Raw genomic sequence first — 17,363 nt, forward strand, 5'->3', positions numbered from 1 at the left:
AATCAGGGATTGCACGACCCGTGCGGCGGGCAGGCGTTTTTGGTACGCTCACACAAGGTACACAATTCGTGTGAACGCACACATCTGGTCATCCGTCGCTCCACACCAGCCAGCATGTTGAGAGCCAATATGCCGACTGCCATGCGGAAGGCGGCCGACGGCCATTGAAAGGACACCTTGCAAACCCTCACCCTCATCCTGAGCATCCTGGCGGCCGTGCTGCTGTCGTCGTTCATCAGCCGCTTCATACCGCGCATCTCCACCCCGTTGGTGCAGATCGCTCTCGGCGTGATCCTCTCGTTTGTGCAGTTCTTCCCCGAGGTAGAACTCGACCCAGAGCTCTTCATGGTGCTCTTCATCGCACCACTGCTTTATTTGGAAGCGCACGAGATCGATAAGAGCCAGCTGCTCAAATCGCTGAAGCTATCGCTTTCGCTCGCTGTGGGACTGGCGATCGCCACGATGGTGGTCGTGGGCTTTTCGGTTAATGCCATCTGGCCGATGTTCCCGCTCGCGGCGGCGCTGGCGCTCGGTGCCGCACTTGGCCCCACCGATGCGGTGGCGGTGAGTTCGCTCAGCCATGAAGCATCGCTGTCGCAACGTCAGATCGGCGTGCTCAAAGGCGAATCGCTGTTCAACGATGCATCCGGCATCGTCGGCTTCCAGTTCGCCATCGCCGCTGCGACCACCGGGCACTTTGCCGTGGGCGACGCAATCGGCGAATTCCTGCTGTCGTTCTTAGGTGGCGCGCTCTTCGGCTGCGTTGTCGGTTTCATCATCAATTGGATGTTCGAAACCGCGCGTCAAATGGGCTGGGAAACCACGACCACCCGAATCCTGATGGAACTGTTCCTGCCGTTCCTGCTCTATCTCGGCGCTGAAGCCGTGCATGTGTCGGGCATCCTTTCGGTAGTCGCTGCGGGCTTGGTGATCCGTTTCGACCATTCCGGCATCGGTCCGAATGTCGCGCGCACGAATATCGTGGCCTCCAGCGTCTGGTCGGTGTTTGCGTTCTCACTCAACGGCGCTGTGTTCATCCTGCTCGGCATGCTATTGCCCGGCGCGATGCGCGCGAGCTGGACGAGCCCCGACATCAGCAATTTCACACTGCTCACCATCATTCGGTGCGTCTCCGCGATCGTCGTCGGCATGCGTTTCCTCTGGGTTTCAGGCATGCTGCGCATCACTCGCTCCCAGGATTCGCACAAACGCCGTCGCATGACACCCGAACGTTGGCGTTCCGCCGCAGTCATGACCTTCGGTGGCGCAAAGGGCACGATCACGCTGTCGTTGATGTTCACGATCCCATACACGCTCGCAGACGGCGAATGGTTCCCGATGCGCGACGAGCTGATCTTCATCGCCGGCGGAGTCATCATCGTCACGCTGCTGCTCGCAAACTTCCTGCTGCCAGTAATCGCGCCGAATACAACGAAAGATGCGTCACGTGAAACAGCCGAAGCTTCCATAGAAGTACTGCGCCGCACAGTAGAAGAGCTCGCCGAGTTGACCACCGACGAGAACCGTTCCGCAGTAATGATCGTCATTAATTCATACACGCAGCGCATCGCGCGGTTGAAGAACAAGCTCGGAGACACCGATCCAACAGGTCGCGCGGAGTTGCAGATCGCGGCGCTCGAGTGGGAGAAAGAGTATGTGAAACGCAGGCTCGCGGAAACGAAGCGCGACACCACGTTGAGCGAGCACGACAAAGACACCGCCGTGGAAGCGTGCGAGCGACTGCTCGATCAGATTATGAACACGCTGCGCCATGCGAACACCGGGCATAATTCCTCGCAAGTACTGTGGCAGGTTCGCGGGCGCGCGCACTCGATGCAGCGCCGGTTCGTGCTGTTCTCACGCCGCGCGGTGAATACTGTGCGCCGCCGCACGCCGCTGCTCAACGAGAGTGAAATCTATGTAAGCATGCGCAATCTGCAAATAGATGCGTTCGAACATGTTATTGAGCGGCTCTATGAAGAGATGTCAAATAATACATACAACACTGAGTATTGCTCAGAACTGCTGCTGGATTATCGTCGCGCGATGGCCACGCTGAAATCGAAGCCGAGCATGGAGCGCTCGGCGCAGCTCTCCACACAGATAGACGAAGTCAAACGAGAGAGTTTCGGTATTGAGCTGAGTGTGATTCAAGATATGTTGGAGGCGGGAGATATTACCCGCGCGCAGAGCCGTCAGATGCGCAAGAACGTATATGTGATGAGCGTGGCCGCAGACTCCAGCTTCTAATGCTGCGGAATCATTCATTCTAGATTCGTTGCCCGATTGTTGTGTGGGAGGCGGGAGCATACGCTTCGTCAGGGGTGTCGCGAGCTTCGCGCGCGCACATTCCTCAGCGTACGCTCCCGCCTCCCACACAACGGTTAAAAACGCTTCTATCGAACAGCCTCTTTCACACAAGTGGTTCGATAGCTTTTATGGCTGGGCTCAGGGGCGCAACCCTCGTCCGTCTTGCGCATCGGACTTAGAGGGGAAAAGCAATAAGCCATAAGGGGCGAAGCGTGATGGCATTCAACGCACGACGTGCCGTTGCGAGGAGGAGCGGAATGGCTGCTGAGGAATGTGCGCGCGCGAAGCTCGCGTCACCCCTGACGAAGCAGTCGTTCCGCTCCTCCTCGCAACGAAGACCTCTAGCGTCTAACACATCACTTAATACCTACCGCATAGGCGCCAGTGCAATAATCAGATGATTCCGGAAGTAATATCCAGTTCGAGTAGCCATTGCCTCAGATCCGCGAATTCTTCGAGACTCACCGAGTGATCGAGTCCGCGGTAGCCGTGTTCGGTGAGCCACGTATGCTCTTCGAGCCACGCGATCGTTTCGAAAATCGTGTATTTCGGCAGCACGGTGTCGGCCTTGCCGTATCCGTAGAACACCGGAATGTTCAGATCTGCGAGAATATCGTCGTATGGCGTGGTGCCGGGCACGTTGCCGGGCGCGACGAATCCAGACAATGAAATAGCCGCACGGTAGCGCTGCGGGCGCACGCGCAACAGCTCGATGGCAAGCGCTCCACCCTGTGAAAAACCAATCGGCACAACGTCTCTGTTTATGTCAACATTGTCGAGCACCCAATCGTTGATAGCGTTGGCTGCGGCGAATGCGTCGTAATCGAGATCGTCTCCGACCGGCACCGAGTCGTGGAACCAGCTGTATGCGCCGGGCTGGTCGAAGAGTCCACTGGAGGTCGGCTCTTGCAGTGTCAGCGGCGCGCGCAGTGCCACGTAGTCGTTGTATGGCGCGACGTAGCGCATCATATCCGCGAGATCCGCTTCGTTCGAACCCCAGCCGTGCAAGCAAAGGAACAGTGGGCGGTTCGGCTGTGCGTTTGCGTTTCCGCGCGACGGCAGTGTCTGCGTTATCTCGACCGGCTCGCCGAATCGTCCGGGCACCACGGTTGCCGCGCGGCCGATGAGCGGCGCGGCGGAGTCATCATTTGTTTCACGTGAATCATCACTCATGCTCATATCTCTCAATATACGCGCACGCGCGCGTGAGCGGCGAAAGTGCGGTGTGAGTGTAATCACATATCGACTGATTCACGTGAAACACAATTCGCTTGGTGTCACTACACTGAGTTGCAGTGTGTATTATTTCGCACGCGAATTTCGTTGTCTACTCTTCACAAGGAGAAGCTGATGCTGCTATCTGACCGCGACATTCTCGCCGCGCAAGCCGAGGGTCATATTTCACTTGATCCGTGGACTCCGCAGATGGTGCAGCCAGCGTCCATTGACGTTCGACTCGACCGGTTCTTCCGTTTGTTCAACAATCACGCATACACATACGTCGATCCGGCGGAAAATCAAGGCGAGCTGACCGAGCAGTTCGAGGTCGCGCCCGACGAACCGTGGATTCTGCACCCGGGTGAGTTCGCACTGGGTTCCACGTGGGAGTACGTGAAGATCGACGCCACGGTTGCCGCACGACTCGAAGGAAAGAGCTCGCTCGGACGCTTGGGTATTCTTACTCACTCGACGGCCGGCTTCATCGACCCCGGTTTCGAGGGGCATATCACGCTCGAGTTGTCGAATGTCTCGACGCTGCCGGTCAAACTGTGGCCGGGCATGAAAATCGGGCAGATGTGCTTCTTCCAGCTGAGCTCCCCCGCCGAGCACCCCTATGGTTCCGCGGAAACCGGCTCGCACTATCAGGGTCAGCGCGGACCTACCCCGTCGCGCTCGTACCAGAATTTCTATCGCGCGCGCATCACTGATTGATCTGCTTGATCGCTTGATATTCCACCGCTTGTTTCGCTGTTTGCACATTGCGCAAGATTGGTGAAGCAAGCGGGTGAAATATATTATCTTTTTCTTATTATTATTTAATTATTGATGCGATTTGTTGACCGAGATAGAGAAGGGCTCGCATGGCTGACACAACTGACTCGTCGGATCTTCAATTTCCGGCAGACGGTAGCTCGCAGGAGGACTTCGAGGCGACGCACGTTGTAGACAAGAACGCGCTCGAGTTCCCCAGCATGGATGACAGCGGCGCTGGCGCGCCCACTGCCGCCACCACTCCTATTACGCCAAGCGCACCTGACACCTGTGCGACGCCGGATTCCGGCGCCACACAGGTGATGCCACCATCGGCAGCGGGTGCGGCTGGCTCTGCTGGCGTGAATGGTGTTGGTCGACATGCCGCGAACACAGCTGACGCAACTGCCACCTCGCTGTTCCCCGATGCGGCGAACGATGAGGCAACACAACTGCTTGGCGACACCACTGGCAGCACGGGCAGCACCGATGTGATCGGCAGCACCAGCATCAATCCTCCGTTGCCCCCGCACGTCGAAGAGACCATTGCACAGACCCGCGTCGCTTCTTCAGCATGGGAACCCGCCGAAGACTCCTCCACTTCAGTGTTGCCTGCATTCCGCCCAGCCACACCTCCGGTGATTCCACCGGCTTCCGACGATTTTGGCGGCGACGAGGGCGACGACCCCAATGGCACTCCTCACCACGCTAACGACAGCGCGAAGAAGAGCCATACGAAGCTCATCGTCGGCATCACGGCAGGCGTTGTGGCCGTTGCGCTTATCGCCGGTGGCATTGTGTGGTGGAACCACAGCCGCACCAGCAGTGCGCGTTCGAAGGCATATTCGTTGTGCGAAAACGCTCAGAACTCCTATAAAGACGCTCAATCCGCGTTGCAGGCTTCGCTGAAAACCGCGAATGGACTCACCGGCACCGCAGCCGACCAGGTTGCCGATAGCGCCACGATCGACACATTGAAGACGGCCGTTTCCGATGCTCAGCAGTTGCAAGATAAGTCAATCACCGCTTGCGCGGCAGACGCTCAGACCACGTCGCTGACTGCCACGACGGAAGCGTTCCGCAGCACCACCACTTCGATGAACGATGCGAAGACCAAGCTCGATAACGCCGTCAACGCGTTGAATGCGTCGAAGACTTCGAAGGCTCAATCGACGAATCGCGACAACCTGAACAATGCGATCGACGAAGCGCAGAAGGTGCTCGACGCCAGCGCAGGGCTTGTGGCCGACGAGCAGACCCGCACCGATTTGCAGACACAGATCGACAATGCGAAGAAGCTGCTCGACAACCAGAACCTCAGCAGCAATGACGTCACGAATGCGATGAAATCGCTGACCGATGCCAGCACTGCCGTCACCGATTCGCAAAGCGCGTATTCCGCGCAGCTTGCCGCCCAGCAAGCCCAGCAGCAGGCACTCAACAACACCACCGGCACTGGTGATGGCACAGGAACTGACACCGGAGATGGCGCTGGCAACAACACCGGCACTGATGGGAACGCAACCAATAATGGTGATGGTGCTAATAATACCGGTGACGGCACTAACCAAGACGCTACGGGTCAAACCACCGACGGCAACGCCAACCCTCAATCGTGACAATTCGCTGGTGGGGATATAAAACTGCTAGACTCTCAAGTATCATGTTGCAAGAATCGTTGAAAAATAGCGGTTCTTGCAACTGGGCTACTACGGGGCAACAAGGTTTATATCCCCACCAGCGAAGAGGCATGGAGGAACGTAGATGGCAAGCGACAGCAATCCCAACGAATCTACGGAAAAGCGCGAGGAGAGCGACCAAAACCGTCAGCCGAGCACTACCGGATATGTGGTGTTCGGCGTCATTCATCTCATCGTCATGCTTGTGATCGGCGCATACATTTTTGTGGGCGGCAACTTCCAAGCGGCTCTGACGTCGATTCGTGTATGGCTTCTTGCCATAGTCGTCACTGCAATCGACGTGGCGTTCTACATTCGCAACACCCGCGCCCATTAATCCCACCAATAATCACCGGCATCCACCAATAAGCCGCTATCTCCCAGTGATGCCACCATCCACAATCCTTCATTTGCTGGCGGGGATGTAAAACCACTCCACACCCAAGTATTGCTTCAGCACAATCGTTGAAAAATAGCGGTTCTCGCAACAAGGCTACCGAGGGGCAACACGGTTTTATATCCCCGCCAGCACAATGAAGGAGCACGAAGGCACAAAAATGGGGCGGTGAGCACCTTTGGAAGGTGTTCACCGCCCCATTTGCGACTCATAGCTTTTCGATCGCTATATGGTGCGACCTAAAAGCTGGTCAGGCTACTTCCTGGCGCGCATACGCAGGAAGATCTTGCGGATCTCCGAGGCGAGCAGCACGAAGAAGGCGAGGCCGATGCACTCGAGCCATGCCATCGGTGGCAGTGGCGTGGTGCCGAAGGCCGTGTTGAGGAACGGCACGTAGATCACCACGAGCTGCAGCACGATCGACAGTGCGATAGCGCCCCACAGCCACTTATTCGAGAACAGGCCCTTGAAGGCGCTCTGCAGGTGGGAACGGGAAGCCAATGCGTTGAACAGCTGGGCGAACACGAGGATCGTGAAGCCCATTGTGCGCGCTTCGGTCATCTGCGCATCGTGACCCATCGCGTCCACGGAACGGTCGGTGAACAGGCCACCGGAGAGGTGCATGTCCATGCCGATCAGCGTCACAACAGCCATGATGATGCCGATGTAGATGATGTCGCCCCACATTGCGCCGTCGATCACGCGATCGGTGAGCTTACGTGGCTTGCGGTTCATCACGTCTTCCGTCATCGGGTCGACGCCCATCGCGAGTGCGGGGGCGGCGTCGGTGAGCAGATTGATCCACAGCAGCTGCGTGGCGAGCAGCGGCACGGTCACGCCCACGGTTTCCGGCTGCGAGATGCCGAGGAATCCGGCGAACACCACGCCGAAGAACACGGTGAACACTTCACCGACGTTCGAGCTCAGCAGGTAGCGCAGGAACTTGCGGATGTTGTCGAAGATGCCACGGCCTTCGCGCACGGCGGCAACGATCGTCGAGAAGTTGTCATCCGCCAGAATCATCTTCGCGGACTGCTTCGTCACCTCGGTGCCGGTGATGCCCATGGCCACGCCGATGTCGGCTGCCTTGACGGCAGGGGCGTCGTTCACGCCGTCGCCGGTCATGGCAGCGATGTTGCCCTGACGCTGCAGCGATTCAACGATCTTGAGCTTGTGCTCAGGAGCCACGCGAGCGTAGACGGAAACCTCGGAGGTCGCCTTGTCGAGCTGAGCCTCGTCCATCTGGTCGAGTTCGTCGCCGGTGAGCGCCTTGCCATCCTTGGCGATGATGCCGAGGTCGGAGGCGATGCGAGCAGCGGTGAGCGGGTGGTCGCCGGTGATCATCACCGTGCGAATGCCGGCGCGATGCGCTTCAGCCACAGCGTCACGCACTTCCACGCGCGGCGGGTCGATGATGCCGACCATGCCGTTCCAGATGAAGTGCTGTTCGATCACATCAGCCTGCTCGGAGATGTCGGAGATCTCGCCGGCGGCGTTCGTGCGAATGCCCGGCACGTCGATCAGCGAATTCGTGTCGAGCGGGCGGAACGCCTGGCCGAGCGTGCGGTATGCGTTGCGCGAGAGTTCCTCAACCTTGTTGAGAATATCCTGCCTGTCGCCCTCGGTGAGCTTGCGCACAGCGCCGTTCACATAAATGCGGTCGCAGTAGCTGAGCAGCACGTCTGGCGCGCCCTTTGCAAACACGGTGAGTTTGCCGGAGTCGGTGTCGTTCTTCGCGATGACCGACATGCGCTTGCGTTCCGACGTGAACGGAATCTCGGAGACGCGTGTGAAGTGCTCGTACTTCTTGTCCACGTGCAGTTTGCGTGCGGCGACGACGAGCGAAACCTCGGTCGGGTCGCCAACGACTTCCCACGTGCCCGGCTTGTCGCCTTCGCGCAGTTCGCCGTCGTTCGCCAGAGTGCCGGCACCAAGCGTCGCGTACACTTCCTGTGCCACAGGGTCAGGCACTGGGCTGCCGTCGAGCGACACCATGTCACCTTCCGGTGCGTAGCCGGTGCCGGTGAGTTCGACTTCACCGCTTGGCACGATCACTCGCTCAACGGTCATCTCGTTGCGCGTGAGCGTACCGGTCTTATCGGAGCAAATGACGGAAGCGGAACCCAGCGTCTCCACCGAGTGCAGCTTCTTGACGATGGCGTGGTGCGCAGCCATGCGCTGCACACCGAGCGCGAGCACGACAGTCAGGATCGCGGCGAGTCCTTCAGGAACAGCGGCGACGGCGAGCGACACTGCGAGCAGCAGCGAGTCGATCACATCGTGAACGCTGTGGAATCCTTCCAAAATCGCGAGCGCAACGAGCACGACGACCGCGATAATGCAGACTGCAATGCCGAGAATCTTCGAAACGTGATTCATCTCTTTCTGCAGCGGTGTCGCCTCGTCATCGGTGGCCTGCAGCAAGTCGGCGATCTTGCCGACCTGCGTGTTCATGCCGGTGCCGGTCACGATCGCGCGGCCAGTGCCCTGCGTCACGGAGGTGCCGTTGAACACCATGTTCATACGGTCGCCGAGAGCCTTGGCTTTCTCCAGAGTCTCCGGCTTCTTGCCCACAGGCACGGATTCACCGGTCAGCGAGGCCTCTGCAATGCGCAGGCTCGCCGCGGCGAACAGTCGGCCATCAGCGGGCACGGTGTCGCCTTCGCCGAGCACGAGCACGTCGCCGGGCACAATGTCAGTAGTGGCGATGCGTTCGACGCGGCCGTTGCGCAGCACGTTGGAGGTCGGCGCGGTCATCTCAGACAGCGCGTTCACCGCCTCCTCCGCCTTCGCCTCCTGCATGTAGCCGAGCACGGCGTTCACAATAAGAATGAGCACGATGACGATGGCGTCGAACGGCAGTGCTTCCCCGCCTTCGGCGCCCGGTGCCGCGTTCACTTTCTCGATGATCCACGCGATCAACGAAATCGCCGTCGCCGCAAGCAGCAGGTAGACGAGCGGATCCTGGAACTGCTGCAGGAACTTCTTCCACTTGGGCACCGGCGGCGCGGACGCCAGCTCGTTCGGCCCGAATTTCTCGAGTCGACGCTTGGCTTCGTCGCTCGTCAAGCCGGTGCGAGTATCCACATTGAGTGCTTTGGCAACGTCGGCGGCATCGGTCAGCGACGGGTCGACGTCTTTGAGCAGCGCCTCTTGTGCCTTTACTTCCTGGGATTCTTCAACATCCGCCGTCTCCACATGGGGTTCGCGGTTTACTGCGGATGGATCTATGATGCGATCATCCATATATCTATAATCTCCTCGGTCAGCCGCGGAGTAGTCAACCATGCGCGCGAGTTCGCATATCTGCGAGGGGCACGCTTGGCTGCGCGGTTATGGGCATACGCGAGTATCGCGATGCTAACGTTTGCCATTATTCCATACGTCGGCTATTTCACCTTTGCTAAGAAGTGAACATCGTGTGGAAATTACCGCTGAGTATCACAAGATCGCCATGTGCTGATGCCAAATGATGACAACGGGTGCTGAGAGAATGGGCGCATGGCTACTAAGAAGGGCCCGACCAAGGGGTCGGGCGGAAAGCATCGTAATTCTCTACGCGGCAAGGGCCCCACTCCGAAGGCCGAAGACCGCGTGTATCACAAGGCATACAAGGCAAAGAAGCAGGCAGAGAAACGCCAGCGCTCAGATCCGCGCTTGGCTGCTCGCCGCCGCGCCGCACACTTCACCTCGGATTCCGACGATCTGGTGATCGGCCGCAACGCAGTGCTCGAAGCACTGCGCGTGGGCGTTCCGGCAAGCACGCTGTATGTTGCCGCTCGCATAGAGCACGATGATCGCACGCGCGAGATTGTGAAGCTGGCTGGTCAGCGCGGATTGAACCTGATGGAAGCTGACCGCATGGAAATGGATCGCATCGCACGCTCCGGCAATCATCAGGGCGTGATTATGAAGGCCGACCCGTTCCAGTATTCGTCGCTGCACGAGCTCGTCGACCGCGCTGAGCGCAGGGCGCGCGCGATGGAGATGGCGGATTCGAAGAGCGCGCGCATCAATGCCCGCCCGCTGTTCATCGCACTCGACGGCATCACTGATCCGCAGAATCTGGGCGCTGTGATTCGTTCCGCCGCCGCGTTCGGCGTTAACGGCGTGATTCTGCCGGAGCGTCGTTCCGCTTCGGTGACCGCCGCCGCATGGAAGGTGTCGGCTGGCGCTGCCGCGCACATGCCGATCGCCCGCGTGGTGAACCTGACGAAGGCCATCGAAGCCCTTAAAGAGCGCGGCTTCTATGCCATCGGTCTCGATGGTGGCGGTGACAAGATGGTTGGCGAAACCGGCTTCGAAACCGATCCGCTCGTCGTGGTCCTGGGCTCTGAAGGCAAGGGTCTGAGCCGTTTGACCCGTGAGGCGTGCGACAGCATCGCCAGCATCCCGATCTCCAGCGCAGTCGAATCGCTGAACGCTTCCGTGGCCGCCGGCATTGCGCTCTACGCCACGGTGAACGCCCGCCGCAAGGCCGGCGCAGACGCCGACTAATCGATTATCGACTTATTGCTACGCAGGTATGCCAAACACATATTCGTTGTGCCTGGCACACCTGCGTAGTTTTTATAGTCAGCATTTCAATAGCCAGCAGAATGTATTCTGAACTATAACGAATACGCACAAAGGGTGTGCGTGCAAAGGGGAGGTTATCGTGGCACAAGATTCTTCAGAGCAGGACGATGACTTCGACGCGATCCACGCTGAGTTCGCAGCAGAAGATCCGAACGCAAACGCGGCAGAACAAAACGGCTCCCCGCACTCCCCTCATGCCAAGCGCAGCACCATCATCGCCGTTGTGGTGACACTGCTCGTCATCGCCGGCGTGCTCGCGGCGATTATCATTCCGATCAACCGCGCTCAGCGCCGCCATGCCGAAGAACTGCATGCCACCGCGCTCGCCGACTGCGAGTCCGCGCAACAGCAGTTCAGCACGATGCACACCACGTACACTGCCACGCTGACGAACGCAAAGAAACTCATCGCCAGCAACCGCAACACAGATTTCGGCAGTGACGTCGGCAAAGAGCACGCCACCACGTTGTCGTCAACAATCGAACATATCGACGACACACAAACCGTTTCCTCAGTAGTAAACGTCAGCTGCAATGCCAGCAAAAGCACCGATGAGCTCAACGAACTCGCCCGCGATTTCAGCGTCGCGAGCACGAGCATGGTCAACCGGATGCGCGATGTGCAGACCGAAACCGACACATTGCGCACGCTTATCGACAGCGCTCGCAACTCGAACCGGCGCGGCGCATTGCAGAAAGAGCTCACGACTGCGAACGCCGCCTACACTCGCTCGGAAGGCAAGGCGAACGCAACGCTCCGCGACGCATTGAACGCGCAGATCGCCAACGCAACCGCACTACTTGAGCCTGATTCCGCTGCCTCAAACGAGCAGATCAACACTGCGCTGAGCTCGCTCACTCAGGCTACCGACGCTGTTATCGACGCGATGCCGCTCGACTGCGAATTCACTGCATGCGTGGCGCTCACGTTCGACGATGGCCCGAACAAGCAGGTGACTCCGCAACTGCTCGCCGCGCTTCGCACTGCAGACGCGCCCGCCACGTTCTTCGTGCAAGGCCAGTTCGTCTCCGGCTCGAACAAACAGCTGCTCAAAACGATGGCGGATTCCGGCCACGAGATCGGCAGCATGGGTTGGCGGCACAAGCAACTGCACATGATGGACTCGTCGCAGCTCGACAAATGGCTACACGACACCGATGACGTCATCACGTCGGCTGGCGTCAGCAAACCCACGCTGTTCCGCCCGCCGGACGGCGCGTGGAGCGACACGGTGGTCAAAGAGGCCAATGCGGACGGGCAGAAAGTGATTCTATGGAGCGTGGATTCGCGCGACTGGGACACAAATAATACCAACATTGCGCAGAGTGTGGTCGACGCCGCCGAAGCTGGCTCGATCGTCGCACTGCACGACGGCAATGAGCGCACGGTGGCCGCCATCCCGCAGATTGTCAGCGGTTTGCGCAGCAAAGGACTAACTCTGGTGACCGTTTCGAAACTGCTCGAAGGCGAGAATGGATCGCTATATTATTCTCGATAATTTTATATATATAAAATTCGCGCTGACTAAGTATCTATTAGCCAGCGCGAATTTTAATAATCTATATTATTTGTAATATTTCAAATTATTGATCACTGTGCCCAGACTGCGGCGTCAGGATCGTCTTCGGGATTGTAATCATCGTCGTGATCGTCAGCCGGCTTCGTGTGATTCGCCTTGTTCGACGCGTCATCATAGGTGTATTCGTCGTCGATCACGCCAGCGTCAGCGTCGGCGTTGAGCTCGTTCACCGTCTTCGTGTCGAGCTTGTATTGCGGCAGCACGTCTTTCACGTAGCTCTCCACAGCCTCCGCCATAGGCACGTCATGACCGGCTTTCTCAGCCATGTACCAGCGGTGGTCGAGCACCTCGTGGAAGAACTGCGCAGGTTCGATCTGCGAGCGGTATTCGCGCGGAATCATGCGCACGGTCGGCTCGAACACTTCGCGCATCCAGTCAGTCGCCACAATCTCCAGGTCTTCGCCGTCGCGCCAGCTTTGTGCACGGTAGGCATCGAGGTCGTTGAGCAGACGGCGAGCCTGATTCTCCTGCACGTCCAAGCCGGTCAAACGCAGCAGCTTGCGGTTCGCATAGCCTGCGTCCACAACGCGCGGGCGAACGAGCACGCGCTTGCCGTCTTCAGTCGTCTTCATCTCAAGCTCATCAACGTCGAAGCCGAGTTCGTTCAGGCGATTCACACGCTTCTCGATTTTCCACATCTCGTCTGGGCTGAACTTCTCGGTGTCGGTGAGCGCGCTCCACAGCGAATGGTAACGGTCCACCAAGCGATTGCCGATCGCGATCTCGTCAACGTCAGGCGGCAGCAGTTCGCCGGAGCTCAAATCCATCAATTCGCCGATGATGTTCGTGCGAGCCAAGTCAATATCGTATTCGCGCTGGCCTTGCGTCAGTTCGATCTGCAAATCACCAGTTTCCGCGTCGACAAGGAACGCGGAGAACGCGTCGGCGTCTTTGAGGAACAGCACGTTGGAAAGCGACACATCGCCCCAGTAGAAGCCGGCGAGGTGCAAACGCACCATCAGCACGGCCAGAGCGTCGATGAGGCGCTCGGCGGTGTCAGGGCGCAGCGTGCGGGCGAACAGTGCGCGGTACGGCATTGAGAAGCGCAGGTGTTTCGTGACCAGAATCGCCTCAAGCGGTTCGCCGTTGTCGTCGTGACGGCCGGTGACGACGGCGATCGGCTGCACAGTCGGCAGGTTGAGCTTCTGCAGCTGGCGCAGAATCTCATATTCGCGTTCTGCCACGGAACGCGTGATCTCCTTCATCGCGTAGACTTCATCGCCCACATGCACGAAGCGCACGATGTGGCGGGAAATACCGCGAGGCAGATTCACCAACAGTTCGGAAGGCCAGGTCGCGAGCGGCTTCTCCCACGGCAACGTGAACATCTTCGGATCCGAGCTCGCCGCCGTGATCTTCAATGTAGACGGTTCTTCGCTTGGTTTCTCAGGATCCTCAGCCTTGACTGAGGTAGCTTTGAGAGCTCGAGGATCCAACTGCGGATTATCGGTTATTGCCATACCGTCACATCCTTGTTCTGTTGCGCCTCGCAACGTTTTGTGCACCTTGTATCAAACACTTATCCTAGCAAAGGGGACGTAGGCGTTTGCGAGCTTCGCCCATCTGCTTCTTCAACAGCATCGCGATCCCCCTGGCAGCGCTGCACTCTTGTTGCCAGCTCTGCAGAGTCCTGCTGCCAGCACTGTAGCCCTGTTGACGGTAATGCAAGCACCCATGTAGCGCTTACAGCACAGCACTACAGCATTCATGCAGTGTGCAGAACGGCGAAACTTTCTGCAGAAACGGCAAAATAAATCTCCATAACAGCAAAATCTTATATTTTTGACGTTTCTACATGTAGTTTTGCTGTTTTGACTACAAAACAGTCCTAATATGCGCAAAAACGGCAAAACAAATATACAAAACAGCAAACATAACTTATTTTGACGTTTTTACAGATTGTTTTGCCGTTCTTACCATAAGACTGCTCTGGTATATGTCTGTTATATGCGAAACGGCAAAACCGGACAACGAAACAGCAAAGCAAATCTACAAAACAGCAAAATTATTAGAATTTGATGTTTTTACAGATTATTTCGCCGTTCTAACTACAAAAGCAGCTCTAATATATGCAAAACGGCAAAACAAGATGCTAAAACAGCAAAATCACAGACTCCGCATGCAGCGCGGCTCACTGGGCAAACAGTGGTTTGCATAACAGCTCACGCCAGCCCACACAACAAAATGAGAGACCCCGCACGAAGCGGGGTCTCTCACATCATGTCAGCCATAGCCACTCATGTGGCTGGAACATGCGCTATTAGTTCAGGCGCAGTTCGGTCGACGGAGCAAACAGGTGCATCTTAGCTGGGTTCACCTTGATCTTGACGGTGTCGCCGGCCTTCGGGAGCACACGCGGATTCACGCGAATCGTCGTGAGCTTGTTCTGGTCGGACATCACCGTGCTCTGCTCTGCCGGCGAATCATCGGTGATGATGTTGCCGTAGATGTAGCCGTCGGAGCCCAGATCTTCAACGTTGACAACCTTGAGGGAGAAGGCGTTGGTCTCATCCGGGGTAGCCAGCGAAGCATCTTCTGGACGGAAGCCGACCACGATCTGGTTGTGATCTTCTGGGGTCAGCTTGTCGAGAGCTTCCTTCGGCAGATCCATCGTGTCAGCACCGATCTGAGCCTTGCCGTTCACCACCGGGTGGGTGTTGAGGTTCATGGACGGGGAGCCGATGAAGCCTGCGACGAAGACGTTGGCCGGGCGATCATACAGCTCGGTCGGAGCGCCGACCTGCTGCAGAACACCGAGCTTGATGACGGCGATGCGATCGCCCATCGTCAGAGCCTCGGTCTGATCGTGGGTAACGTACAGCGTGGTGACACCGAGCTGGCGCTGCAGAGCAGCGATCTGCGTACGGGTCTGCACACGAAGCTTTGCATCGAGGTTGGAGAGAGGCTCATCCATGAGGAAGACCTTCGGCTCACGAACGATTGCACGGCCCATGGCAACGCGCTGACGCTGACCACCAGACAGAGCCTTCGGCTTACGATCGAGGAACTCGGTGAGGTCGAGGATCTCAGCGGCCTTCTCGACGCGCTTGCGGATCTCGTCCTTCGGGGTGCCTGCGATCTTCAGAGCGAAGCCCATGTTGTCGGCCACAGTCATGTGCGGGTACAGAGCGTAGTTCTGGAAGACCATTGCGATGTCGCGGTCCTTAGGCTGCATCGTGGTGACGTCTTTGCCACCGATCAAGATGCGACCCTTGTTAACTTCCTCGAGGCCTGCGAGCATGCGCAGCGTCGTGGACTTGCCGCAACCGGAAGGGCCAACGAGAACCAGGAACTCGCCGTCCTTGATGTCAAGATTCAGATCATCCACCGATGGCTTATCGTTGCCCGGGTAGATACGAGTGACATGATCGAAAATGACTTCTGCCATATTGTTCATCCTTTCATCGGCAGGTACGTGCCGAACGATCCGTTGTGAGGGGATTACTTTTAGTTGTTTCCGTTTGCAACCGTCGTCTTCGACTTGGCCACAACCTTCCACTGTTTGCCCAGTGAAGTGTTCTCTTCGATGAGCTTTCTTCACTATACACGCTCTTTCGAACAATGCAATAGTGATGCACACTCCCTGCGTGTTGCCTATCCCCACTTGCCTGAACCGCTAAGTTCGTGGACTATCTTGCCAACTCTTCGACAGATTTGCAACTAATGACACATTTTGAACACAACTCATCTCAGAGCATGGGACGCGCTTGCCCAACACGCCACAGCGCTCACTGCGCAACATCTTGCACTCTGCCCCGCATACAATCGGCACTATGACGCTGAAAAATGGGAACACTATACCAATGCGCCGATGTTCGTGCTATCGGCGTTGTTCTTATTCGCGTACTCGTGGCAGATTCTCGCGCAAACTCACATCACACTGTGCAACTGGGTGATCAATCTGGTGTGGGTGCTCTACGGCATAGATTATCTAGTCTCACTGTGCCTGGCACATAATCGCTGGGCTTGGTTCAAAAGTAATCTATTATTACTCATCACGATGCTGCTGCCAATGTTCCAGCCGCTGCGATTACTGCGTTTTGTGCCGATGCTGCGCATGTTCAACCGCAGTGCGGGCACTGCCACGCGCGGGCGCATCACGCTGTATGCCACCAGTGTGGTCGCCATGCTCATCTATGTGGGCGCGCTCGCCGAGTATTCGGTGGAGCACACGGCTCCGGGCGCGACGATCACCAGTTTCCCCACGTCTATTTGGTGGGCGTTCGTCACCGTGACCACCGTCGGCTACGGCGACGTGTACCCAGTGACTGCGGTGGGCAGATTCATCGCAGTATTACTGATGATCACCGGCATTGCAGTCATCGGTATTGTGAGCGCAATGATCTCGTCGTGGGTGATCGACCAAGTGAACGTGCGCACTCACCCGCTTCCGAGTCCCGAAGACGAGGAGAGCGAGAACACCGACGGCAGCGCCGCGAATGGCGAAGAGAGCGCGAGCGTAGACGTGCAGTATCACGAGGCACTGCACACAGAGGTATTGTCTTCCTCGCTCAATACTCAGCAGTCGCGCATTATGCAAGCTGAATTATTGCGTTTGACCGAGTCCGTGAACCGTCTCAACGCAGAGATCGAGCGTATGCACCGCATGGAGCGGAGGCAGCACAATGCGGAGCGTAAGCAACACGGTAATGGTCGCGGGCAGATCTTCTCGCGGCAGGGTAACGGGCACAACGCGCATAGCGCCGAGCCCGCGCAGACTTCGCAACCGCCAAAGTCGTGCACCACACACAGCACGCGCGCACAACGGGCACGCGCAGCAAGTCGAAGAAATAACTCTCACCTCGGGTAAAAGCTGGCGCTGCGCGGAATGGAGCGCTATACGATAGGG

The 17,363-nt window shown here is 57.7% G+C and carries 12 protein-coding genes; 8 read left to right on the forward strand and 4 right to left on the reverse strand.

Annotated elements, in window-relative coordinates; genetic code table 11:
• The first annotated feature begins 177 nt into the window (after positions 1 to 177).
• On the forward strand, positions 178 to 2,250 hold the full coding sequence (locus GSD1FS_RS02475) for a Na+/H+ antiporter (RefSeq protein WP_155588241.1): 2,073 nt from the start codon (positions 178 to 180) through the stop codon (positions 2,248 to 2,250).
• Between the two features lie 453 nt (positions 2,251 to 2,703).
• Here GSD1FS_RS02475 and GSD1FS_RS02480 read toward each other — a convergent pair whose 3' ends face one another.
• Positions 2,704 to 3,483: an alpha/beta hydrolase gene (locus GSD1FS_RS02480; RefSeq protein ID WP_155588457.1), complete on the reverse strand. Its 780-nt coding sequence runs from the start codon at positions 3,481 to 3,483 to the stop codon at positions 2,704 to 2,706.
• Positions 3,484 to 3,660: 177 nt separating this feature from the next.
• Between GSD1FS_RS02480 and dcd the strand changes: the two genes are divergently transcribed.
• The 3 genes from dcd to GSD1FS_RS02495 all read left to right on the forward strand — a co-directional run bounded on the left by dcd (position 3,661) and on the right by GSD1FS_RS02495 (position 6,297).
• Positions 3,661 to 4,242: a dCTP deaminase gene (dcd, locus tag GSD1FS_RS02485; RefSeq protein WP_155588458.1), complete on the forward strand. Its 582-nt coding sequence runs from the start codon at positions 3,661 to 3,663 to the stop codon at positions 4,240 to 4,242.
• Positions 4,243 to 4,391: 149 nt separating this feature from the next.
• On the forward strand, positions 4,392 to 5,900 hold the full coding sequence (locus GSD1FS_RS02490) for a hypothetical protein (RefSeq protein WP_246165730.1): 1,509 nt from the start codon (positions 4,392 to 4,394) through the stop codon (positions 5,898 to 5,900).
• A gap of 145 nt (positions 5,901 to 6,045) precedes the next feature.
• Positions 6,046 to 6,297: a hypothetical protein gene (locus tag GSD1FS_RS02495; protein ID WP_155588242.1), complete on the forward strand. Its 252-nt coding sequence runs from the start codon at positions 6,046 to 6,048 to the stop codon at positions 6,295 to 6,297.
• A 315-nt stretch (positions 6,298 to 6,612) separates the two neighbouring features.
• Here the strand turns inward: GSD1FS_RS02495 and GSD1FS_RS02500 are convergent, their stop codons facing one another.
• Positions 6,613 to 9,603, reverse strand: a complete 2,991-nt coding sequence (locus tag GSD1FS_RS02500) for a cation-translocating P-type ATPase (RefSeq protein WP_155588243.1) — start codon at positions 9,601 to 9,603, stop codon at positions 6,613 to 6,615.
• Between the two features lie 255 nt (positions 9,604 to 9,858).
• On the opposite strand from GSD1FS_RS02500, the gene rlmB reads away from it, so the two are divergent.
• Both rlmB and GSD1FS_RS10235 read left to right on the forward strand, forming a co-directional pair.
• The gene (gene rlmB, locus GSD1FS_RS02505) at positions 9,859 to 10,854 is read left to right on the forward strand and encodes a 23S rRNA (guanosine(2251)-2'-O)-methyltransferase RlmB (protein ID WP_155588244.1); all 996 of its coding nucleotides are present in this window, start codon (positions 9,859 to 9,861) and stop codon (positions 10,852 to 10,854) included.
• Between the two features lie 160 nt (positions 10,855 to 11,014).
• Positions 11,015 to 12,433, forward strand: a complete 1,419-nt coding sequence (locus GSD1FS_RS10235) for a polysaccharide deacetylase family protein (protein WP_343030171.1) — start codon at positions 11,015 to 11,017, stop codon at positions 12,431 to 12,433.
• A gap of 92 nt (positions 12,434 to 12,525) precedes the next feature.
• Here GSD1FS_RS10235 and GSD1FS_RS02515 read toward each other — a convergent pair whose 3' ends face one another.
• Positions 12,526 to 13,974: a DUF4032 domain-containing protein gene (locus GSD1FS_RS02515; protein WP_155588245.1), complete on the reverse strand. Its 1,449-nt coding sequence runs from the start codon at positions 13,972 to 13,974 to the stop codon at positions 12,526 to 12,528.
• Between the two features lie 476 nt (positions 13,975 to 14,450).
• Between GSD1FS_RS02515 and GSD1FS_RS02520 the strand changes: the two genes are divergently transcribed.
• Entirely contained in the window at positions 14,451 to 14,672 is a 222-nt protein-coding gene (locus GSD1FS_RS02520; RefSeq protein ID WP_155588246.1) for a hypothetical protein, read from the forward strand.
• 102 nt (positions 14,673 to 14,774) lie between these two features.
• Here the strand turns inward: GSD1FS_RS02520 and GSD1FS_RS02525 are convergent, their stop codons facing one another.
• Positions 14,775 to 15,902 (reverse strand): ABC transporter ATP-binding protein, encoded by a 1,128-nt coding sequence (locus tag GSD1FS_RS02525; protein ID WP_155588247.1) that lies wholly within the window; start codon positions 15,900 to 15,902, stop codon positions 14,775 to 14,777.
• 423 nt (positions 15,903 to 16,325) lie between these two features.
• On the opposite strand from GSD1FS_RS02525, the gene GSD1FS_RS02530 reads away from it, so the two are divergent.
• Positions 16,326 to 17,324 carry a potassium channel family protein gene (locus GSD1FS_RS02530; RefSeq protein WP_155588248.1) on the forward strand — a complete coding sequence of 333 codons (999 nt, stop codon included), beginning with the start codon at positions 16,326 to 16,328 and terminating at the stop codon, positions 17,322 to 17,324.
• Positions 17,325 to 17,363 lie beyond the last annotated feature (39 nt).

Origin of the sequence: Bifidobacterium canis (assembly GCF_009727065.1) — a bacterium.
GTDB classification, from domain to species: Bacteria; Actinomycetota; Actinomycetes; order Actinomycetales; family Bifidobacteriaceae; genus Bifidobacterium; species Bifidobacterium canis.